Origin of the sequence: Acinetobacter calcoaceticus (assembly GCF_051947995.1) — a bacterium.
GTDB lineage: Bacteria > Pseudomonadota > Gammaproteobacteria > Pseudomonadales > Moraxellaceae > Acinetobacter.
In genome coordinates, this window is sequence record NZ_JBLVVH010000004.1 from 308,763 (window position 1) to 329,806 (window position 21,044).

Genomic DNA, 21,044 nt, shown 5'->3' on the forward strand with positions numbered 1-21,044 from the left:
TATTTTCAATAATCGCAATTCATATAGGTGGCGCGTTGCCAAGCAAAGCGTTTGAAACCCTACCAAATATCTATTTGGTAGGGCCAATGGGGGCAGGAAAAACAACAGTTGGCCGGCATTTAGCAGAATTGCTAGGCCGTGATTTTATTGATAGCGATCATGAAATCGAACGTAAAACAGGTGCCACAATTCCATGGATTTTTGAAAAAGAAGGGGAAGTCGGATTTCGGTTACGCGAAACCAATGTATTGAATGACTTAACCTCTCGTCCATTATTGGTATTGGCCACAGGCGGTGGCGCAGTCACCCAAGTCAAAAACAGGGAATTTCTTAAACAGCGTGGTATCGTTGTCTATCTTTATACGCCTGTAGAGCTACAGCTACAGCGCACCTATCGTGATAAAAATCGCCCTCTCTTACAAGTCGAAAATCCAGAGCAAAAACTACGTGACTTATTGGCCCTGCGCGATCCTTTATATCGCGAAGTCGCCCATTACGTCATTGAAACAAATCAAGGTGCGGCACGGGATTTGGCACAACGTATCTTGCACGTCATTTTATCTAAACAAGTTAAGTAATCGCTGGTTGGTTGTTATTATGCAAACGTTACATGTTGAGTTGGGTGATCGTCGTTATCCCATATTTATTGGCAGTCATTTAGATCCGAAAGCATTGCTTGAACCGTATTTACATGGTCGACAAGTCATGCTGGTATCTAACTCAACAGTTGCACCTTTGTATTTACAACATTATATCGATGCCTTGATCCAGCTGGATAAACAGGTTGCGCAATGTATTTTGCCCGATGGTGAGCAATATAAAGATCTTCAGCATTTGAATCTTATTTTTGATGCGTTGCTTGAAGCCGGTTTTAACCGTGACTGTACCGTACTGGCGTTGGGCGGTGGGGTGATTGGGGATATGGCTGGTTTTGCATCAGCCTGTTTCCAGCGTGGCGTTTATTTTGTTCAGGTACCGACAACATTATTGTCACAGGTTGACTCAAGTGTTGGTGGCAAGACCGGTATTAATCATCCCTTGGGCAAAAATATGCTGGGGGCTTTCCAGCAGCCACAAGTGGTGCTGGCAGATATGGCGCAGCTGGAGACGTTGCCAGATCGCGAACTGTCTGCGGGACTATCAGAAGTGATTAAATATGCCTTATTAGGTGATGTTGATTTTCTGGTCTGGCTAGAGCAAAACATGGATGGATTGATCGGACGTGATGCAAATTTATTGGCAGAAGCGGTTTATCGTTCATGCGCTCATAAAGCGCGGATTGTGGCCAATGACGAAAAAGAGCAGGGCGAGCGTGCCTTACTCAATCTTGGACATACCTTTGGACATGCCATAGAATCTTATCTGGGCTATGGCACCTGGCTACATGGCGAAGCGGTGGCTACGGGTATGGTGATGGCCGCAGATTTGTCTCATCGTTTAGGCTGGATTTCAGCCGAAGATGTGCAACGTACAAAAAATATCATTCAACGTGCCAATTTACCGATATCATGTCCAAAAATTCCATTAGATGAATTCTTGGCTTATATGTCACATGATAAAAAAGTCTTAAACGGGCAGTTGCGTCTGGTTTTATTAAAAACCTTAGGTCAGGCCGTCATTACCAAAGACTTTGACGTTGAGTTAATGAAACAATCTATTCTTGCAAATCAATCTGCGTAATTAATTATTTGGGTAAAGCATGGCTGTGTCACGATCAATTTGGCAAAATATTCAACAATATAGCTGGCTGGTTTTTGCGCTAGCTTGTTTAATTGCTGCATTGATATTCTGGGGCGTTACCGATACTAAGGCATTGGTCAAAGAGCAACAGCCCGCTGAAACCGAAACACAGGTCCAGATTCAACCTGAAAAGGTGGCAGCGACTGCCCATCTGGGCGCGCTCTCGGATGAAGTGAAGCCACTGGATTTAACCACGCGGGTTGTGGTATCCAATGATCATGCACCTGAATTCCGCGGAACCAAATATATTAAAGATAATCAACGTCTGTGGACCACGGAAATCTTCCGTAGTTCGGATGAGGCAATTATTAAAAATTTCTTGCTCAATCGGACTGATCGCAAGAAGTTTGTGTATTTCCGTCTTAGCGGCGAAGATCAGGTTGAGCAATATGTGTTGGGCTATGGTGCTTTTTCTAATGCAGAAGAAGCTACCCGTCAATTTGCACAGCTCAATCTGGCACTGCCTGATTCGGTGAAACCTAAAGCACAGCAGCTGTCAACATATGCCGCATTCGTCAATGATTTAGGCTCTGATGAAATGAAATCGGCGACCAATCAGCTCTATGCAGTCCAGCTCCGACCTGCTGCATTGCCTAAAGTTGATGAAACCCTGTTAATGAATCGAGCACCAGTAACGGGCAATCGGACGTCTGAGTCATCCACAACAGTGAAAACGACAGTGACTCAACGTGATGCACAAGGTAATGTGGTGAATGTCAAACAAAGCCAGTCTGCGCCGCCTACAGCAGCAAATCCTGAAAAAATAAAAGAAAATTCAGATTCTTCTAAACGTGAAGTGAGTGATCCGTTTAATTAATTATGCACTAAAATTGTGCGTACATGATTCTTTTTATAGCACCCTGGTTATTTTTGGTGCATTTTATAAAAAGGGGCAAGTAGCTTGTCCCTTATAATTTAAAGTTATTTTAATTTTTTTAATGATTTAGTAAATCCTATTTTACATGGCATGTTTTTTGCATCCTTGTGGTGCTAATTTGTCTGCTCATTGCGCCTTTTGAGACTAAATGATTCATTAGTTTAGTGAAATGGAAAGTTTTTGTGCTTTACAAACTTTTTTGAGGGTGTAATAACTGAAAGCACTTTAGATGGCGAAATGCACTGCGTCTTGAAAAAGAAAGGCGTATATTGCAAATCCGCCATTAAAAATGTTTTCGCGAAGCATTGAACTTTAAATGAGTTGATCGGCAATATCGCAGAAAATGAATTGAATGTTTGTTGCTCGAAAGAGCCATGTTGAAAGAAGGGTACGCTATGCACATGCCATCGCCTAATACTGTAGCTCCCGCTCAAGGTTTATATCAGCCTGACGAGTTTAAGGATAACTGTGGTTTTGGTCTGATCGCCCACATGAAGGGTGAATCAAGTCATCATCTTGTAGAAACCGCGATTCACAGTTTAAGTTGCATGACGCACCGTGGTGGTATTGCCGCAGATGGCAAGACGGGAGATGGTTGCGGCTTATTATTGGCGATGCCAAAGCAATTTTTCCGTGATGAAGCAAAAAAACTGAGTGATATTACACTGAGTGAAATTTTTGCTGTGGGTACCGTATTTTTAAATGTAGATCCGGCATTAGCGCAACATTCCAAAAATATTTTAACCAAAGAAATCGAGTCAGATGGTTTACGCGTACTGGCTTGGCGTGTGGTTCCGACCAATAATGACGTCCTCGGTGAAATTGCGCTGCAATCCCTGCCTGCGTTTGAACAGGTCATTGTGAACTGTCCAATGGGGGTGAGTGAGGTTGAGTTTAACCGTAAGCTTTTCCTGGCACGCCGTCGTGCAGAACAACAATTACAAAACGATCCGTCATTCTATGTGACCACGCTTTGCTCGACCGTAATCAGCTATAAAGGCTTGATGATGCCAGCTGCGATTGCGGACTTCTATACCGACTTGGCCGATGAGCGTTTAAAATCGCATATTGTGGTGTTCCATCAACGTTTCTCGACCAACACCTTGCCACGTTGGCCTTTGGCACAACCTTTCCGTTACCTTGCGCACAATGGTGAGATCAATACCATTACTGCAAACCGTAACTGGGCATTGGCACGTACTCCGAAATTTGAAAACCCGTTATTGCCTGGCCTGACTGAGCTGAATCCGATCGTCAACCGGACCGGTTCAGATTCATCTAGTCTGGATAACATGCTTGAAATTCTGGTCGGGGGTGGCATGGATCTGTTCCGTGCACTCCGTATGCTGGTTCCACCTGCATGGCAAAACGTTGAAACCTTAGATGCTGACTTGCGTGCTTTCTATGAATTTAACTCGAAGCATATGGAAGCTTGGGATGGTCCGGCAGGACTGGTGATCCAGGATGGTCGTCATGCGATCTGTATGCTGGATCGTAACGGCTTGCGTCCAGCGCGTTGGGTCATCACCAAGAATGATTACATTACCCTTGCCTCTGAAATCGGGGTATGGGGCTACGAGCCAGAAGATGTGGTATCTAAAGGCCGTGTCGGTCCGGGCCAAATCCTGGTTGTTGATACCTTGACAGGCAAAGTGCTGGATACCAAGGATGTCAGCAATCACCTCAAGAACATGCGCCCATATCGTGAATGGTTGCGTGATCATGCGATTCGTCTGCAGGCCAATCCACAGCTTGAAGAGAAACTGGTCGATCAAGGCTTAACCGGTGATAAGTTAAAAGCAGCACAAAAAATGTTCATGGTGACATTTGAAGAGCGTGATCAACTGTTGCGTCCGATCGCTGAAAGTGGTCAGGAAGCGGTTGGTTCAATGGGTGATGATACCCCAATGGCGGTATTGTCTCGTCAAGTGCGCCATGTGTCTGACTATTTCCGTCAGCAGTTTGCTCAGGTCACCAACCCGCCAATCGATCCACTCCGTGAATCGATCGTGATGTCACTGGAAACCTGTTTAGGTCGTGAACAGAATGTCTTCGAACAAGGCCCAGAGCATGCGGATCGTATCATTATTTCCAGCCCAGTCTTGTCGAATTCAAAAATGCAGCAGCTTCGTGATGTAGAAAAAGATCGCGAAGGCTATGGCGTAGTGGATATTGACCTGAACTATGCAGAGGCTGAAGGTTTACAGGCCGCGATTGAGCGTATCTGTGAAGAATCGGCACAGGCGGTTCGTGATGGTAAAACACTGATTGTATTAACCGATAAAAACTTCCGCGAAGGGTATTTGCCTGCAAACGCTGCCTTGGCAACAGGTGCGGTACATCACCATTTAATCAAGACCGGTTTGCGTACTGACGCGAACATTATGGTTGAAACCGGTTTTGCACGTGATCCACATCAGTTCGCGGTATTACTTGGCTTTGGTGCGACTGCGGTTTACCCATATCTGGCTTATGATGTCATCAATGATCTGGTTGCAAAAGGCGAATTATTGGGTGACCCAATCCATGCGCAAGCCAACTTCCGTAAAGGAATTGAGAAAGGCTTACTGAAAGTACTGTCTAAAATGGGCATCTCGACGGTTGCTTCTTATCGTGGCGGTCAGTTATTTGAAGCGGTCGGTCTATCTTCTGAAGTGGTAGATAAATGTTTCCTTGGCGTGCCAAGCCGTATTCAAGGTGCGACTTTTGCTGACTTGGAAAATGACCAGAAGAAATTGGCAACCACAGCTTGGCAGAACCGTAAGCCGATTGATCAAGGTGGTTTGCTTAAATTCGTATTTGGTAAAGAGTACCATGCGTTTAATCCAGACGTGATCAATGCCTTGCATAAAGCGGTACGTTCAGGCCAGTATCAAGACTTTAAAGAATATGCAGAACTGGTGAATAACCGTCCAGTGGCGACTATTCGTGACTTGTTCAAGTTAAAAACCACTGCTGGAATTGCGCTTGATCAGGTTGAAACGATTGAAGAGATTCTGCCACGTTTTGACTCTGCGGGTATGTCTTTAGGTGCATTATCACCAGAAGCACATGAAGCAATTGCGATTGCCATGAACACTATTGGTGGCCGTTCTAACTCGGGTGAGGGCGGTGAAGATCCTGCGCGTTATGGCACGATTCGTAACTCGAAAATCAAACAGATTGCTTCTGGTCGTTTTGGGGTAACGCCAGCTTACTTAACCTCTGCTGAAGTGTTGCAGATCAAAGTGGCACAAGGTGCAAAACCAGGTGAGGGCGGTCAGTTACCGGGCGGTAAAGTGAATGGCTTAATTGCACGTTTACGTTACTCGGTGCCGGGTGTAACCCTGATTTCACCACCACCGCACCATGATATTTATTCGATTGAAGATTTATCACAATTGATCTTTGACTTGAAACAGGTCAATCCTCAAGCCATGGTCTCGGTCAAACTGGTGTCTGAGCCGGGTGTGGGAACCATTGCTGCGGGTGTTGCAAAAGCGTATGCCGACTTCATTACCATTTCAGGTTATGACGGTGGTACTGCGGCATCCCCACTGTCATCGATTCACCATGCGGGTTCACCGTGGGAATTGGGTCTAAGCGAAGCGCATCAAGCCCTTCGTGTTAACGACTTGCGTGGCAAGGTTCGTGTACAAACCGATGGTGGTTTGAAAACCGGTCTGGATGTGATCAAGGCGGCTATTTTAGGTGCAGAAAGCTTCGGTTTTGGTTCTACGCCAATGATCGCATTGGGCTGTAAATATCTGCGTATCTGTCACTTGAACAACTGTGCAACCGGTGTTGCAACACAGCAAGATCATTTACGTCAGGAACACTATATTGGTGAACCTGAAATGCTGATCAACTTCTTCAAGTTTATTGCAGAAGAAACCCGTGAATGGTTAGCTGCATTGGGTGTTGCTTCATTGAAAGACTTGATTGGTCGTGTTGATTTGCTTGAAGTTTTACCAGGTGAAACAGACAAACATGCCCATCTTGATCTCAGTGCATTATTGACCTCACATCCTGCTGCTGAAGGTAAGGCGCAATATTGCCAGGTTCAGGGCAATGCACCATTTGATAAAGGAGTCTTGGCTGAGCAAATGGTGGCAGAAATGTTGCCAGCAATTGAAGCGGGTACAGGGGGTTCATTCAACTTCACTGTCGGTAACTGTGACCGTTCGATTGGTGCGCGTATCTCAGGTGAGATTGCCCGTCGTTATGGCAATCTGGGTATGGAAAATAATCCGGTGGTCATGAACCTGATCGGGACTGCGGGACAGTCACTCGGGGTATGGAATGCAGGTGGTCTGCATATCAAGCTTGAAGGTGATGCCAACGACTATGTCGGTAAAGGCATGGCAGGCGGTCGTGTCTCGATCTTCCCGCCAAAAGGTTCGCCGTTCCAGACCCAAAATACGGCTATTATCGGGAACACCTGCTTATATGGTGCGACTGGCGGTAAACTCTTTGCTGCGGGAACTGCCGGTGAGCGTTTCGCAGTTCGTAACTCAGGCGCATTTGCAGTCATTGAAGGTGCGGGCGACCACTGCTGTGAATACATGACCGGTGGTGTGGTAACCGTATTAGGTAAAGTGGGCCATAACTTCGGTGCAGGTATGACCGGTGGTTTTGCGTATGTCCTTGACCTTGATAATGACTTTGTCGACTACTATAACCACGAACTGATTGATCTGAATCGTATCTCTACAGAAGCGATGGAAGACCATAAAGAAAACCTACTGCGTATCCTGGATGAGCACATTCAGGAAACGGGTAGTGCATGGGCTTACAAGATCCGTAATGAGTTCGACTTCTATAGTCGTAAGTTCTGGCTGGTGAAACCAAAAGCTGCTAATTTACAGACGCTTTTGAAAACCACCCAAGCTGATCCACAATAATTCCACGACTGCATAGACATAGGCAGGTGCAGAGATGAGGGACATCGCTGCGCCTACCCACGGAGAGAGACATGGCAGAGCGCCTTAATAATGACTTTCAATTTCTGGATGTAGCACGCCAAGATCCAGAGAAAAAAGATATTACTGTCCGCAAGGCAGAGTTTGTGGAAATTTATAAACCTTTTACTGCGGAAGTGGCTGCAAATCAGACCCATCGCTGTTTAGGTTGTGGTAACCCCTATTGTGAATGGAAATGTCCGGTACATAACTACATTCCAAACTGGTTAAAACTGATTGCAGAAGGCCAGATTTTTCAGGCCGCTGAACTGTGTCATCAAACCAACACCTTACCAGAAGTCTGTGGTCGTGTATGTCCACAAGACCGTTTGTGTGAAGGTGCCTGTACTTTAAACGATGGTTTTGGTGCAGTGACCATTGGTAATGCTGAAAAATATATCAATGATACCGCTTTCGCTTTGGGCTGGCGTCCAGACATGTCTGGGGTAAAGTGGACCAATAAAAAAGTTGCGATTATTGGTGCAGGCCCAGCTGGCTTAGGTTGTGCAGATATTCTGGCGCGTGGTGGCGTAAAGCCAGTGGTGTTTGATAAACGTCCTGAAATTGGCGGTTTGCTCACATTCGGTATTCCAGAATTTAAAATGGAAAAAGATGTGATGAAGCGTCGTCGCGAAATCTTTACCGGTATGGGCATTGAGTTCCGTTTAAATACCGAGATTGGTGTCGATGTCACTATTGAACAATTGCTTGCTGAATATGATGCAGTGTTCATGGGCATGGGAACCTATACCTATATGAAAGGTGGTTTCCCAGGTGAAGACCTGAATGGTGTTTACGATGCCTTAGACTTCCTGATTGCCAATGTCAACCGTTGCCAAGGCTGGGAAAAAGATCCAAGCGAATACATCAGTGTCGATGGCAAGAAAGTCATCGTATTGGGCGGTGGTGATACTGCGATGGACTGTAACCGTACCTCATTACGCCAAGGCGCGCATGATGTAACCTGTGCTTACCGTCGTGACGAAAGCAACATGCCGGGTTCTGCACGTGAAGTGAAGAATGCCTATGAAGAGGGCGTCAAATTCCTGTTCAACCGCCAACCGATCGAGATTGTCGGTGAAAACGGTAAAGTGACTGGCGTTAAAGTCGTGACTACGCAAATGGGCGAGCCTGATAGCCGTGGTCGTCGTAGCCCTGAGCCTGTTCCTGGTTCTGAAGAAATCTTGCCTGCAGATGCAGTGTTGCTTGCCTTCGGTTTCCGCCCAAGTCCTGCAGACTGGTTTGGTGGCGCCAATGTAAGTCTAGATGGTTCAGGCCGAGTGGTTGCAGCGGAACAACAAGAGTTCAAGTTCCAAACTTCGAATCCAAAAATCTTTGCCGGTGGCGATATGGTACGTGGTTCTGATCTGGTTGTGACTGCGATCTGGGAGGGCCGTCAAGCAGCGGAAGGTATTCTGGATTATCTTGGCGTGTAAGCTCTTTTTCAGTATTTTAGTTTTAAATGCCCAAGCCTCATGCTTGGGCATTTTTTTATATGAATTAAAGGCGTTGGATAAAAGCGATGGATAGTCAGCATCTATGCAATAAGCAGAATAATGAAAAGACTTGAATAAAAGCGCAATAAATTGCTATTCTTTAAATGATAATAATTCTCATTTTAAAAAAGTAGATAAAATAATGACATCAAAACTTAATGACAGGCTTTTAATTGCCGCACTGTATACCAGTACCTTTCTCTGTCTGGTCGATTTGAGTAGTGTCAATCTGGCTCTAACTGCAATCCAGACGCAGTTCAATAGTCATCTTGCCGATCTACAATGGGTGATTGATAGTTATGCTTTGAGCATGTCGAGCTTGATGCTCGCGGTGGGTGCTTTAAGCCAGTGGCTAGGACGTAAATGCTTATGGTTGGCTGGTGTTGTGATTTTTATTTTCGGCTCAGTGATTTGTGCCGCAGCACCTGCTTTTAACGTATTGATTGTGGGACGCGTAATTCAGGGCATTGCAGGGGCGATGCTGATTCCCCTGACTTTGGCGATCATTGTGCATCATTTTACCCAAGCTAATCGCAAGGCACGGGAAATTGGCAACTGGAGTTCATTCAGTGCCTTTGCCTTGATTGTTGGGCCCTTGATGGGTGGCCTCATGGTGCATTATCTGGGCTGGCAAAGTATTTTCTGGTTAAATCTTCCGGTTGGATTGTTGGCATTGTTTTTAGGCTGGAAAGGCATTGTTGCCGATGAGCAGCAGCAAAGCATTAGGTTTGACTATTTGGGACTGATTTATAGTGTAGTTGCAATTGCCAGCTTAACCTATAGCATCATCATGGTACAGCAAGCGCATATTGGCTATCTGATCGTCTTCAGTTTCCTGCTTTCGATGGTGTTTACGCTGATTTTTATACGACATCAGAACACGGCTTCTCATCCGCTCATTCCACGTCATTTATTCCATAACCGTATTTTTTTACGTTTTAATCTGATCTCCTTTCTGTTGGGATTTGCAGGCTATAGTTCCTTATTTGTCTTTGCCTTGTTTTATCAGGAGCAGGTGCATTTAAGTGCTGCCCAGGCGGGTTGGTTAATCACCCCGCAATTTCTGATGCAGGCCGTGGTTTCTATTGGCTTTGGTCGCTTACAGCAAAGTTATGGCGTATTGACCTTACTCAAAATGGGGTTGTTCATTTCGGGAATCGCCTTGATCGCAATGATCAGTTTTCAGAGTAACGCTTCTTATCTATTGTTTATTGGTTTCAGCGGCATGCTGGGGGCCGGTATTGGCTTGATTGTACCTAGTTCCAGTACCTTGAGCTTGCATGCGGTATCGCAGGCAGATGCCAGTTTTGCTGCGGCAATTTTAAATATGCTCAGACAACTAGGTCTAACTTTTGGGATAGCAGTATTGGGTACGCTGACTGCGTTTATGATCAAATGGGCGGTGACAAGCTTGCATTATTCTATGGCTCAAGCCCAGTTATTGGCCTTTCACAGTGTGGTTGTTATCATGGGGGGACTGTTTATTATAGGCATGCTGAGCTTGAGAAAAATTAAACCAGAAGAATGTGTCGCGCCTGTTTCATCGTCATAGACCAGTCATCATTTTGGTAGTTTTGGCAAATCTTCTAAGCTTTTTTGCCCTGTCCTAGAGTTTTTTACAGCGCAATACTCGAACACGGACTATAAAATGAACAAGGTAATCACGATGGCACTTGCAAATGCGAATGTAGGAAAAAGCTATTTAAGTCGTCCCAAGGCATTGGGGATTACTGTACGTCGTCTGCAATTTAACCCAGAAAAAATCAAACGTCATTATTTTGCCAATTCACCTGTGATGTCGCATCTGCTGACCGCACTGTCTTCCACTTTTCCGATTGGCGAGCAGTATTTTGTCAATAGTGTCCGTAATGTTCGCGACAAAGTAAAAGATCCACAATTACAGGCACAAATTGCGGCTTTTATCGGGCAAGAAGCGATGCATTCCAAGGCCCATACCGAATTTAATGATGCATGGCGACGTGATGACTATAATCTAGACCGTTTTCAGGCATGGCTCGCGAAACGCGATGAGCTACTTCGCAATATTCATCCTAAATTACAACTGGCCTTGACCTGTGCCTTTGAACATTTTACTGCCATGCTGGGCGGCTATATCCTGAAACATCCAGAAATTTTAAGCACCCTGGATGAGGATGCCATGAAACTATGGGTATGGCATGCGATTGAGGAAATTGAGCATCGTTCTGTGGCTTTCGATGTCTATCAGCAAGTCTATGGTGATGACCGTATCCGCCGTCTATTGATGCGTAGCGTGACCACAGGTTTTGCTAGCCTGACTTTTTACGCCACGTCACGGTTGATCTGGCAGGACAAATGGAAAAGCCTGCCCAAACTGGGGGGCAATCTGTTCGGGACCTATCTACTGGCAAAAATGTTAATCCAACTGATTCCAGAATATTTGTCCTATTATCAGGCGGATTTTCATCCGGCAAAACATGATTACACGCAGTTGGTCAATTACTGGAAAGCACGTATGGCCGATGAATATGACATGGCCAGTTTTCAGGAGGGCACCACACCCCAGCTGTATAGTTAAAATTCCCTCTTAAAATAAAGTTTGCTTAGCACGGCATTACATCAACAGGCTTGAGTAATGCCTTTTTTATTTAAACAGTCTCATTCATCAACTTTAATAAATGTTACACAGCAGGCAAAAAATCCCATTACAATGAACTAACGCAAAAATATAAAGAAAAACTTGAGGATAAATTTTTATGAAAGTCATGAAACAAACCGCATTGGCAACCGTATTGGCAAGCACGCTTCTGTTCACAGGGTGTGGCTATAACACTTTACAAGTGAAAGATGAGGCGGTGAACGCATCTTGGTCTGAAGTACAGAACCAGTATCAACGCCGTGCTGACCTGGTGCCGAATCTGGTCAATGTGGTAAAAGGCTATGCCAAACACGAAGAACAGGTGCTCACTGAGGTAACTCAGGCACGTTCGAATGTGGCGGGCTTGAAAGTCGATAAAGAAGTGCTGGAAGATCCTGCATTATTTGAGAAATACCAACAGGCACAAAGTCAATTGACCGGTGCATTGTCACGTCTGATCGCCGTTTCGGAAAACTATCCTGACCTGAAAGCCAATGAACAGTTCCGTGATCTTCAGGCGCAGTTAGAAGGCACTGAAAACCGTATTGCGGTTGCGCGTAACCGTTATATTACAACGGTTCAGGACTACAATGGCTATGTGCGTCAATTCCCTCAAGCCTTGACCGCTAAAGTGATTGGTATGAAAACCAAGGAAAACTTCAAGGCGGAACAGTCTGCCCAACAGGCGCCAACAGTTTCATTTAACTAAGTTTTGAAATTGTTTTTGAATGCTGGGGAGTGACCGTATGTTTGCAATGTTACCGCAAAGATTAAAACAGCAGCTTGGGGCTGCATTGTTGCTGATGTTTGCGACATTTTGTTTTCAACATACGGTCTGGGCCGAGGTTGCAACCGCAACGGATCAAAGTGATCTGGTGGTTGCAGGCAAAATTATTCAGGAACAGCAAAACAATAAAACCGCACCTGCAAGCAATACGAATGCTGAAACACCGGTATTGCCTAAAGTCGCCGATGATATGGCGGAGGGTGAGTCCATTCGTGGCTTACCCACGTTAAACCAGCCCGTTATTGATCAGGCCAAAATCCTGAGTGATGCAGAAATGCAGCAGCTCAATCAGAAAATTCTGAATCTGTATCAGCAAGGGAAGGCTCAAGTTGGTGTAATTATCGTGCCGACCACCGGGCAGGAAGCGATTTTTGATTTTGCCCTGCGTGCTGGGGAAAAATGGCAACTGGGTTCAGCCAAACGCGATAACGGTTTGTTGATGGCGATTGCGGTGAATGACCGTAATATCCAGATTCTGACCGGTTATGGTCTGGAAGGTGTACTGCCTGATCTGGTGCTGAGCCGGATTATTCGCAACCAGATTACGCCTTATTTTAAACAGGGCCAATATGCACAGGGCATTTCAGCGGGTCTGGATGAAATCACCCGTATTGTGAATTTAGACCCTGAAATTGCCCAGCAGGCGGCTCAAGAGTTGAAAGACCGACATGAGCAGGCCTTACATGCGCAGCAAGCCAAAGACAATACCCTCATGATGGCCTTATTTATCCTGATTGCGGGTGTGGTCGGTTCATTTATTATCGGTAAGCGCTTAAGTGCCTCAACCGCCGCCGTGGCAGCAACAGTGGCTGGCTTGGTCAATGGTGCAGGTCTGGTGATGAGCTTGTTACTCGGTGTCGGTGTGTTCTTTTTATTGATTACTTCACTGGCGCAACTGATTTTCCAGATGTTCTTGTCAGGTGGCGGCCGCGGAGGCGGTGGTGGTGGAGGTTTTGGCGGCAGCGGCGGTGGCTACAGCGGTGGCGGTGGTAGCTTTGGCGGGGGAGGAGCATCAGGCTCATGGTAACCAAGACAGATACAACACAGATTATTACCCAGCCGAAACTGGAAGAGCATGTGCAACCGAGTTTAAAACGCTGGTTCAAACATTTCCTCTATGTCTCATCGGCGCACCGTTATTTTAGCAAGCAGGACCGAACCGAGATTGCCAAAGCGGTACAGCAGGCAGAAAAGGGCCATGTGGGTGAAATACAGGTGGTGATCGAAGGGCATATCCCATGTTCTCAAGCCTATCAGCAGAATACTCGCTTACGGGCGCAGCAATTGTTTGCTGAACTGGGTGTATGGGATACTGAGTTGAATAGCGGAGTGTTGTTGTATTTGAACCTATGCGAACGTAAAGTTGAAATCGTAATTGATCGTGGTTTAAAGAACGCAACCCAGACTGAAATCTGGAATGGCATTTGTCAAAGCATTGTTTTATTGTTGGCCCAGAAGCAATATCTGCAAGCAGTGACCAACGGGGTGACAGAAATTGGGCAGATTCTAGATCAGTATTATGTAAAATCAGACTTGAATGATCAAAATGAACTGCCAAATGAGCCGATCATTTTAAATTAAGTTCGGTTTTTAATTTTTCATCAAAAATCTGGCTTGTTATTTTAGAAAAAATAAATTATTGTGCAGACCATTCTGTATAGATAAATTTCTGAATCGCAAGCCTTCTTATCAGCTTCCGATAAACGGCAAGAAATAATAAAAAATAATTGAAATAAATTTTGTGTGATTCAGGTCGCTCAATTTAAATACAATTCGAAAGTAGTCAAATTTGATATCTAAAAAAATGAATAATAAAGCAGTAAAGCTGACGTTATTTGTCATTTTTTTTCTTAAAACGTCTAAATTGCTCTGCTTTTATACAACATGAAAATTTTTTAAGTCCCTGTTTTTTTAGAGTAAAATTGGCTAAGCTAAGGACTGGCATAAAACATGCTAAATACTAAGTAGCTGAAAAAAGCTTATAAAAAATATCCATTGGAGAAATGTTATGAAATCAATGCAAAAGGGTTTTACTCTTATCGAATTGATGATCGTTGTAGCGATCATTGGTATTTTGGCTGCAATCGCGATTCCACAATATCAAAACTATGTGACTAAGTCACAAGTAACACGTGTAGTAGGCGAATTAGGTACTCTTCGTACTTTAGTCGATTTGTGTTTAACAAATGGTAAGGAATGTAACTTTAACGTTCCTGGATCTAGTTTATTAGGTGCGGCAGGATCTGATGGTAAAATGCCTACCGGTGGTGAAACGATAGATGGATTAACGCAGCCAAAATTGGCTTTCGATATGGAAACTGGTGCTGGTACTATTGTGGGTAAATTTGGTGTTTCAGCTGCGGGTGCATTAAAAGATAAATCAATTACATGGACTCGTGCGTCTGATGATAAAGGTGGTTCTTGGAGTTGTAGCGCAGGTGAAATTGCTGAGAAATTTGCACCAGCGGGTTGTCCAGCTGCAGCTGCTTCTAATCCATAAGAACATTTTTAATAAAAAAACACCTCTCAAATGAGAGGTGTTTTTATTTGTTTAATATAAATATCTATATATCTAAAATTTGAGAATATTTTATGTCTAGAGAGTTGAAAGTTTCTGAATATATTCTTGTGATATTTTTACTTATTTTGGTTGTGGTCTTTATTTATTTTTATGTCAATACGATTGAACGAAATAAGCTGATTGTTAAATTGTATCCAGTACAAGCATATTTTGAAAAAAAAGCGATACAATGCTCTAAAAATAGTCCAGCTTGGTTGAAAGATACGATTTTAGAAACAACAATGACACATCAGGCACCGAATAACCAGATTGCCTATTTGGATCCAAATGGAAATTTATATCATTGTGAAAGTGGTTATTTGGGTTGGCCACTGTTCTCAAAAAAAGTAGATGAAAATACTCGTTTTCGTTATGCCAGTGTTTCTAAGCTATGGGTCAGTGATGCAATTTTAGATTTAGTTAAAGAAAACAAAATTCATTTAGAAACACCTATTCTACAGCTACTACCAGCTATTCCTAAACCCAAAGATGCGCGTATCACTAAAATAACAGTACAAGACTTATTATTGCATCGAGGCGGGTTTAGTCGTACAGGTTTAATAGGGGATGAGATGTTTCAATCTAACAAGCCCTTTTGTCCAAATCATCTGGAAAAATTATCACAAATGCAGTTAAGTGCGGATCCGAATACAGTGTATCAGTATTCAAACTTGGGATATTGTTTGCTTGGTGAAATAATTGCGTATCAAAATAAGACAACTTATCAAGACTATATTAAAACACATGCAAAGATTCATAAGGAACAGATTCAATTTCTAGAAAATAAGCGTTTTAAGGATGAGGCTAAATATTATTATAATGATATATCATTGACAGGTTATAGTGATATCTATACTGCCTTTGATTATTCAGCGCTGGCTTCATCTGCTGGGCTTTCTGGAAGTGCAGTGGCTTTAGCGCATCAAGTACAAAAAATGATTCAAAAGTCTGCACCTAATATTCTAGCTATGCCTAGTCGTGATTGTGATTTATCAAAACTCCATGATTGTTATAGTTATGCCATGTTGCCTTATCAGCAGAATAAAAAGAGTTTAAAAGTCTATTTTAGAGATGGTGTTTTATTAGGTGCAACTTCCTTAGTTGTTGTGGATGAATATGGCGGGATTGTAGTTCTTTTATCTGGTGGGCAGGCTGCAAAAGGACAAATGGAGTATGATCGGACAAAGATGAAAGTTTATCTAAATCTTGTTCAAACATATTCTTCGCGCTAGATGCACTCTTTAGGAATTAGATAGTTGGGTATCCCTATCGTTTTACAGCTATATTTTCCTAAAGGAGTGCGTGTAAGATAAATTTCAGCAGAGGATTGTAGTGAGGCTTTTTCTTTAATTATACAACTCAATACTTTAGTTTCAGGAAGATTAAAATCTGGTACAGCTACATTAATATGGCATAGACTAGTTTCGGATTGTATAGATAAATCTTCAGGTGTAATTGTTGCTGGGGCACTTTGAGTAACGATAATTTCATAAGCTGGTTTTGCAGCAGAAATTTCATACATGGCGGTATGAACTCGTGTTTTAACAGTATAAAGATGATAAACAGGAATAGCTATTGCTGTTAAAACACCAATGATTGCAACTACAATCATCAACTCAATTAAGGTAAATCCCTTTTGCATAATATATTCTCGTTACCTGATTGCTTATATACGCAAAAACCATGCCTATATTTAAAGTTGTTGTGAAACAATAGTTTATTTTATTTTTTATGTTTTGGATTGGTAATAAATGGCAGAAAGATGACAATTTTTGTTAGATCACATCATATTTTATGGTGTTGTTTTAGATAGAGTAATTGTAAACCATTCATATATAATTTATTACCACACAATTTTATGGATAGTATTTGTGTCAAAACGCATCAACTTTTTTATTAGTCATTTAGCCATTTCTTTTTTTATTGCTTTAATTGTTATTGGGGTGGTTTTCTTTCTATGGTATCCGGGCCCCTTAGCAAAAGCAGTAGGGGTTACCAATATCTTTTTAATGATGCTAGCGATTGATGTGATCATTGGTCCAGTACTAGGCTTGTTGGTTTATAAAGAAGGTAAAAAAACGCTCAAGATGGATTTGACCATAATTATTGTCATTCAATTAGCTGCGCTTACTTATGGTGTATATAGTATTACACAAGGGCGCCCTGTCTGGATTGTACAGAATGGCGAGCGTTTTGAACTGATCCGTAATAACGATATTAATAAAGAACATCTTGATAAAGCCCAGGCACAATATCAGACACCGTCTTGGTTTAGACCTCAATTTGTTGCTGTAAATGCGGGAAATACGGTTGAAGAGCGCAATAAGAATCTATTTCAAGCGGTGACAACCGGAATTTCTAATGCGATGCGTCCAGAGCTTTATCAAGCCATTGAAATGAACAAGCAACAAATACAAAAAAATGCTCATCCTCTTGAAGCATTAAATGCGTTTAATCAGAAGCATGACGTTGAAGAAATTATAAAAAAATATCCGCAAGCAGATGCATGGTTACCTTTAAGCTCGACAAGTATGGACATGGCCGTTCTCATTAACAAAGAAAAAGGCGAAGTAGTTAAAATTGTTGACTTACGTCCGTGGAAGTAAATTGTAGTTTTTGTCTAATATTCGATTTCTATCCCAAGGCTTAACGATATAATTCGCTAGGCCTTTTTTCATGTATGACCTATGCAATTTTTATGCTTTTTACTTGCCAGCATCTTGTTTAGTTTTGCCTGGCTATCTCCAGTCCATACCTATCCCTGGGTGACCTTTTCCAGTGAACTGGCAAGCTTTGGTGGTGGCTTGGCGTTACTGGCTCTGCTGTTCAATAAAAATGTAAAAATCCCACGTCCTCAAATTTTGATGTTGGGCATTGCGTTTATTCCACTATGCCAGTGGGCTTTTGACCTAATTACGGATTTTAGTACCGCATTCCTGAGCTTCGGTTACCTGTTTGTGTTCTGGTTAATGATTATTGCGGGCTATAACTTAAGCCTGCAAGCAGAGCAACGCGAACGGGTCATGCTAGGTGTGAGCTATTTGTTGCTGAGTATGTCGTTCATCAGTGCGATTATGGCCATCGTGCAATGGTTAAATCTCGAAGCCTATATTGATGGAATCATAAAGCTCAAGACCAGCCGACCTTATGCCAATTTCGGGCAACCGAATAATCTGGCCACCTTTTTAATTATGGGCCTGATGGGTAGCTTATATTTATATGAAAAAAGAAGACTGACCTTATGGTTATTAATCCCAGCAAGCTTGGTCACGCTCTTTGCCATCACGCTGACTCAATCCAGAACTTCCTGGGTGGTGTGTATATTCCTGTTCTTTTACTGGATTTATAAGCAATATAAAAACTCACCTCGATTTAATTTTCCGAGGCTAGTACTGTGGGTCGGATTGTATTTAGTTATTGCTGGTTACTTACTCCCTGTGCTGAGCCAACTCTTAAGCTCGGGCATTGATACCGGTGTGACTCAGACAGCATCGATTGCGCAACGTGCAGGGTCGGGGCATGAGCGCCTGGGTATGTGGGTGCAGATATTACATGCCATTGCCGAGAAGCCATGGTTTGGTTATGGCTGGAGTCAAACCAGTATTGCGGTGTTCGAGAGTATTCAGTTTAATACCGTACAGGTCTGGTTTAACAGCGCACATAATGTACTGCTGGATCTGCTGGTCTGGAATGGTGTGCCACTCGGGCTGTTGATTATTGTCTATATCTCGTTATGGTTGTTCTGGCTCAATAAAAATACCAAGGATATGACCTCGATCATTGCAATTTTGATGGTCTGTGCCATCCTGATTCATGCCATGCTGGAGTTTCCACAACGATATGCTTATTTCCTGCTACCTATGGGCTTCTTGCTAGGATTGATTCAGGGCCAAACACCAAAACTAAAAGGCATAACGGTCAATAACAATGTCATTCGCTGTATTGGAGTGCTTGCACTGATCGTGGTATTACTGATCTGGCGTGATTATAAGCTTTATCAGGACAATAGCCGTCTGGTCTTTAAAAACCAAGCACCTACAGCAGAAATTCTGGGCAGTTCTAAAATTATAGTACTGACCCAGTTCCAGCAACGTCTTGACTGGATTGCTTTAAAACCGCAAACCAAAATGTCTGAGGCTGAGCTAAGCCTGTTGGGAGAAATGGTCAAGAATAAAGCTACGCCGTACAACCTGAAGAAGTATGCGCAGTTACTGGCCTACAATCACAAGTTGGAGGAAGCAGAGCAACAGTTGGTGGTTTTGAGGCAGTTGTATAAGCAAAAGCTGAGTCTGGCAGAGATTATCGAATTAAATAATAAGACACAGGTAAAACAGTCTTAAGCCAGACTGTTTGCAATAAAAAAACCAAAGCAATGCTTTGGTTTTTTATGTGGTGTAGGTTTAAATCTGGCTTTGAATATAATTTTCAATACCCACATTTTCAACCAGATCAAGTTGGGTATCGAGCCAGTCCCAATATTCTTCTTCTTTCTCTAGAATTTCCTGAACCAGATCTCGGGTGACATAATCTTGTTGGGCTTCGGCAAGCTCAACCGCTTGCTTGATCGCTTCGATATTTTCTTTCACTTTACGAATGTCACAGTTCAGCACTTCTTCGGTATGTTGGCCGATATAGAGTTTGCCTAAATGTTGTAAATTCGGTAAGCCTTCCAGAAATAAAATACGCTCAATGACTTTATCAGCATGTTTCATCTGACGGATCGATTCTTTGTATTCAGCTGAACCTAACTGTTCAATCCCCCAGTCATTAAACATACGCGAGTGTAAGAAATACTGGTTGATGGCGGTTAAATGGTGGTAAAGCACCTGATTCAGTTGGTTGATAACTTCACGATTGCCTTTCATTGCGTTTACTCCAAAAACACCAAGTGTTGATGCCCTAGTAGCTAAGGCAATTTATCTTATATTAATCAACAAATAATGTTATGGCGAGTAATTTATAGAACGGCAAATGAAAATCACAATCATAAGAGGAGTATTTGAAACAACCGAAGATGATTATAGGGATGTGATTTTCATAAAAAAACCGCTGGATGAGGAACCTTTGAGGTTCTGCAAGAAGCGGCGGAGTCGTAAAAGATACTTTACATGAATGTGTCGTTTTAAATTAAATCAGGCAGCAATGGAGATACGGGCTGCAATTTCAGCAAGCTCATCACTAATAATTGCGCGTGCTTCAGGTGCACAGCGACCACAGCATGTACCTAGGTCGAGTAGGTCACGGATTTCACGATAGCTTTCAGCACCGTTTGCAACAGCGTCTTTGATATCCTGATCTGTAATTCCACGACATAAACAGACATACATGGGAGTGATCCACAAATATAAATGCGATAATTGATATTATTGATAATTATTATCGTTTGTCAATAAATTTCATTCTAAGCGGTAGAATAAGTTTATTGGGAATTTGAATAAAAAAATACCGCTTGATCGGCGGTATTTTGATTGTTTTTTATCTTATTGATAACTATAAGTTAAAAATATCTTATGCAATGATCACAATGCCATCCATTTCGACCAGTGCACCTTTTGGTAGACTCGCAACACCTAGTGCGGCACGCGCTGGATAGGGTTGGGCAAAATATTCGCCCATGATTTGGTTGACCAATTGAAAGTGTGAAAGATCGGTCAGGAAAATATTCAGTTTAGCAATATCCGCCAAGCTACCGCCAGCAGCAGTACATACCGCTTTCAAATTGTCGAATACACGGCGGATTTGCGCTTCAATGCCTTCTACAAGTTCCATACTGTACGGATCTAAACCAATCTGGCCTGAGAGATAGAGCGTGTTGCCAACAAGAATTGCCTGAGAATATGTTCCGATAGCAGCAGGGGCGTGTTCAGTATGAATAACTTGACGTGACATTAAGCTCTCCTAAGTCCTATGTTTTCTCTTAAACAATGCGACTTTAACACAAAAGTGCAGACACGAAAGGGCTGAATACTGTTTAGTCGCTCTTGTTTGAATCTATTCCTGAGTTTTTGACGACGATTATATGCGGGT

General features: G+C 43.0%; 18 protein-coding genes. 14 read left to right on the forward strand and 4 right to left on the reverse strand.

The window, feature by feature from the left end; genetic code table 11:
• Positions 1–8: 8 nt before the first annotated feature.
• The 12 genes from aroK to ACNQO6_RS10185 all read left to right on the forward strand — a co-directional run bounded on the left by aroK (position 9) and on the right by ACNQO6_RS10185 (position 16,249).
• Entirely contained in the window at positions 9–578 is a 570-nt protein-coding gene (gene aroK, locus ACNQO6_RS10130; RefSeq protein WP_104021896.1) for a shikimate kinase AroK, read from the forward strand.
• Positions 579–597: 19 nt separating this feature from the next.
• Positions 598–1,680: a 3-dehydroquinate synthase gene (gene aroB / locus ACNQO6_RS10135; RefSeq protein ID WP_343581392.1), complete on the forward strand. Its 1,083-nt coding sequence runs from the start codon at positions 598–600 to the stop codon at positions 1,678–1,680.
• A 19-nt stretch (positions 1,681–1,699) separates the two neighbouring features.
• Complete coding sequence (locus tag ACNQO6_RS10140; protein ID WP_440208881.1) at positions 1,700–2,557, forward strand: hypothetical protein; 858 nt, start codon at positions 1,700–1,702, stop codon at positions 2,555–2,557.
• 461 nt (positions 2,558–3,018) lie between these two features.
• Entirely contained in the window at positions 3,019–7,500 is a 4,482-nt protein-coding gene (gene gltB / locus ACNQO6_RS10145; protein WP_440208882.1) for a glutamate synthase large subunit, read from the forward strand.
• 71 nt (positions 7,501–7,571) lie between these two features.
• Positions 7,572–8,993, forward strand: coding sequence for an FAD-dependent oxidoreductase (locus tag ACNQO6_RS10150; protein ID WP_004776047.1), 1,422 nt, complete (start codon positions 7,572–7,574; stop codon positions 8,991–8,993).
• A gap of 202 nt (positions 8,994–9,195) precedes the next feature.
• Positions 9,196–10,605, forward strand: a complete 1,410-nt coding sequence (locus ACNQO6_RS10155; RefSeq protein ID WP_440208883.1) for an MFS transporter — start codon at positions 9,196–9,198, stop codon at positions 10,603–10,605.
• A gap of 114 nt (positions 10,606–10,719) precedes the next feature.
• The gene (locus ACNQO6_RS10160; RefSeq protein WP_440208884.1) at positions 10,720–11,610 is read left to right on the forward strand and encodes a metal-dependent hydrolase; all 891 of its coding nucleotides are present in this window, start codon (positions 10,720–10,722) and stop codon (positions 11,608–11,610) included.
• A 178-nt stretch (positions 11,611–11,788) separates the two neighbouring features.
• A complete protein-coding gene (locus ACNQO6_RS10165) occupies positions 11,789–12,379 on the forward strand; it encodes a LemA family protein (RefSeq protein ID WP_005227639.1) in 591 nt (196 codons plus the stop codon).
• A gap of 37 nt (positions 12,380–12,416) precedes the next feature.
• Complete coding sequence (locus ACNQO6_RS10170; RefSeq protein WP_440208885.1) at positions 12,417–13,484, forward strand: TPM domain-containing protein; 1,068 nt, start codon at positions 12,417–12,419, stop codon at positions 13,482–13,484.
• The gene (locus ACNQO6_RS10175; protein ID WP_262754814.1) at positions 13,478–14,038 is read left to right on the forward strand and encodes a TPM domain-containing protein; all 561 of its coding nucleotides are present in this window, start codon (positions 13,478–13,480) and stop codon (positions 14,036–14,038) included. Before ACNQO6_RS10170 ends, ACNQO6_RS10175 begins: the two co-directional genes overlap by 7 nt.
• A 436-nt stretch (positions 14,039–14,474) precedes the next feature.
• On the forward strand, positions 14,475–14,957 hold the full coding sequence (locus ACNQO6_RS10180) for a pilin (RefSeq protein WP_440208967.1): 483 nt from the start codon (positions 14,475–14,477) through the stop codon (positions 14,955–14,957).
• Positions 14,958–15,049: 92 nt separating this feature from the next.
• Positions 15,050–16,249, forward strand: coding sequence for a serine hydrolase domain-containing protein (locus ACNQO6_RS10185; protein ID WP_440208886.1), 1,200 nt, complete (start codon positions 15,050–15,052; stop codon positions 16,247–16,249).
• Here ACNQO6_RS10185 and ACNQO6_RS10190 read toward each other — a convergent pair.
• Positions 16,246–16,659, reverse strand: coding sequence for a pilin (locus tag ACNQO6_RS10190; RefSeq protein WP_440208887.1), 414 nt, complete (start codon positions 16,657–16,659; stop codon positions 16,246–16,248). The two genes, ACNQO6_RS10185 and ACNQO6_RS10190, sit on opposite strands and share 4 nt — an antisense overlap.
• A 229-nt stretch (positions 16,660–16,888) precedes the next feature.
• On the opposite strand from ACNQO6_RS10190, the gene tfpZ reads away from it, so the two are divergent.
• Together tfpZ and ACNQO6_RS10200 are read left to right on the forward strand one after the other, a co-directional pair.
• Positions 16,889–17,623 (forward strand): TfpX/TfpZ family type IV pilin accessory protein, encoded by a 735-nt coding sequence (gene tfpZ, locus ACNQO6_RS10195; protein ID WP_440208888.1) that lies wholly within the window; start codon positions 16,889–16,891, stop codon positions 17,621–17,623.
• Between the two features lie 81 nt (positions 17,624–17,704).
• Positions 17,705–19,357 carry a Wzy polymerase domain-containing protein gene (locus tag ACNQO6_RS10200; RefSeq protein ID WP_440208889.1) on the forward strand — a complete coding sequence of 551 codons (1,653 nt, stop codon included), beginning with the start codon at positions 17,705–17,707 and terminating at the stop codon, positions 19,355–19,357.
• A 60-nt stretch (positions 19,358–19,417) separates the two neighbouring features.
• On the opposite strand, the gene bfr is transcribed toward ACNQO6_RS10200, so the two are convergent.
• From bfr to ACNQO6_RS10215, 3 genes are all read right to left on the reverse strand, one after another.
• A complete protein-coding gene (gene bfr, locus ACNQO6_RS10205) occupies positions 19,418–19,882 on the reverse strand; it encodes a heteropolymeric bacterioferritin subunit Bfr (protein WP_005227625.1) in 465 nt (154 codons plus the stop codon).
• A gap of 267 nt (positions 19,883–20,149) precedes the next feature.
• Positions 20,150–20,344, reverse strand: a complete 195-nt coding sequence (locus ACNQO6_RS10210) for a bacterioferritin-associated ferredoxin (protein WP_004776027.1) — start codon at positions 20,342–20,344, stop codon at positions 20,150–20,152.
• Between the two features lie 181 nt (positions 20,345–20,525).
• Complete coding sequence (locus tag ACNQO6_RS10215; RefSeq protein WP_005227623.1) at positions 20,526–20,906, reverse strand: RidA family protein; 381 nt, start codon at positions 20,904–20,906, stop codon at positions 20,526–20,528.
• Positions 20,907–21,044 lie beyond the last annotated feature (138 nt).

Coding starts and splice junctions, on each gene's coding strand:
- ACNQO6_RS10150 (WP_004776047.1), top strand. CDS start 7,572: ATGGCAGAGCGCCTTAATAATGACTTTCAATTTCTGGATGTAGCACGC.
- ACNQO6_RS10210 (WP_004776027.1), bottom strand. CDS start 20,344: ATGTATGTCTGTTTATGTCGTGGAATTACAGATCAGGATATCAAAGAC.
- aroB (WP_343581392.1), top strand. CDS start 598: ATGCAAACGTTACATGTTGAGTTGGGTGATCGTCGTTATCCCATATTT.
- ACNQO6_RS10215 (WP_005227623.1), bottom strand. CDS start 20,906: ATGTCACGTCAAGTTATTCATACTGAACACGCCCCTGCTGCTATCGGA.
- ACNQO6_RS10160 (WP_440208884.1), top strand. CDS start 10,720: ATGGCACTTGCAAATGCGAATGTAGGAAAAAGCTATTTAAGTCGTCCC.
- ACNQO6_RS10140 (WP_440208881.1), top strand. CDS start 1,700: ATGGCTGTGTCACGATCAATTTGGCAAAATATTCAACAATATAGCTGG.
- ACNQO6_RS10175 (WP_262754814.1), top strand. CDS start 13,478: ATGGTAACCAAGACAGATACAACACAGATTATTACCCAGCCGAAACTG.
- ACNQO6_RS10185 (WP_440208886.1), top strand. CDS start 15,050: ATGTCTAGAGAGTTGAAAGTTTCTGAATATATTCTTGTGATATTTTTA.
- gltB (WP_440208882.1), top strand. CDS start 3,019: ATGCCATCGCCTAATACTGTAGCTCCCGCTCAAGGTTTATATCAGCCT.
- ACNQO6_RS10190 (WP_440208887.1), bottom strand. CDS start 16,659: ATGCAAAAGGGATTTACCTTAATTGAGTTGATGATTGTAGTTGCAATC.
- ACNQO6_RS10200 (WP_440208889.1), top strand. CDS start 17,705: ATGCAATTTTTATGCTTTTTACTTGCCAGCATCTTGTTTAGTTTTGCC.
- ACNQO6_RS10155 (WP_440208883.1), top strand. CDS start 9,196: ATGACATCAAAACTTAATGACAGGCTTTTAATTGCCGCACTGTATACC.
- bfr (WP_005227625.1), bottom strand. CDS start 19,882: ATGAAAGGCAATCGTGAAGTTATCAACCAACTGAATCAGGTGCTTTAC.
- ACNQO6_RS10170 (WP_440208885.1), top strand. CDS start 12,417: ATGTTTGCAATGTTACCGCAAAGATTAAAACAGCAGCTTGGGGCTGCA.
- ACNQO6_RS10165 (WP_005227639.1), top strand. CDS start 11,789: ATGAAAGTCATGAAACAAACCGCATTGGCAACCGTATTGGCAAGCACG.
- ACNQO6_RS10180 (WP_440208967.1), top strand. CDS start 14,475: ATGCAAAAGGGTTTTACTCTTATCGAATTGATGATCGTTGTAGCGATC.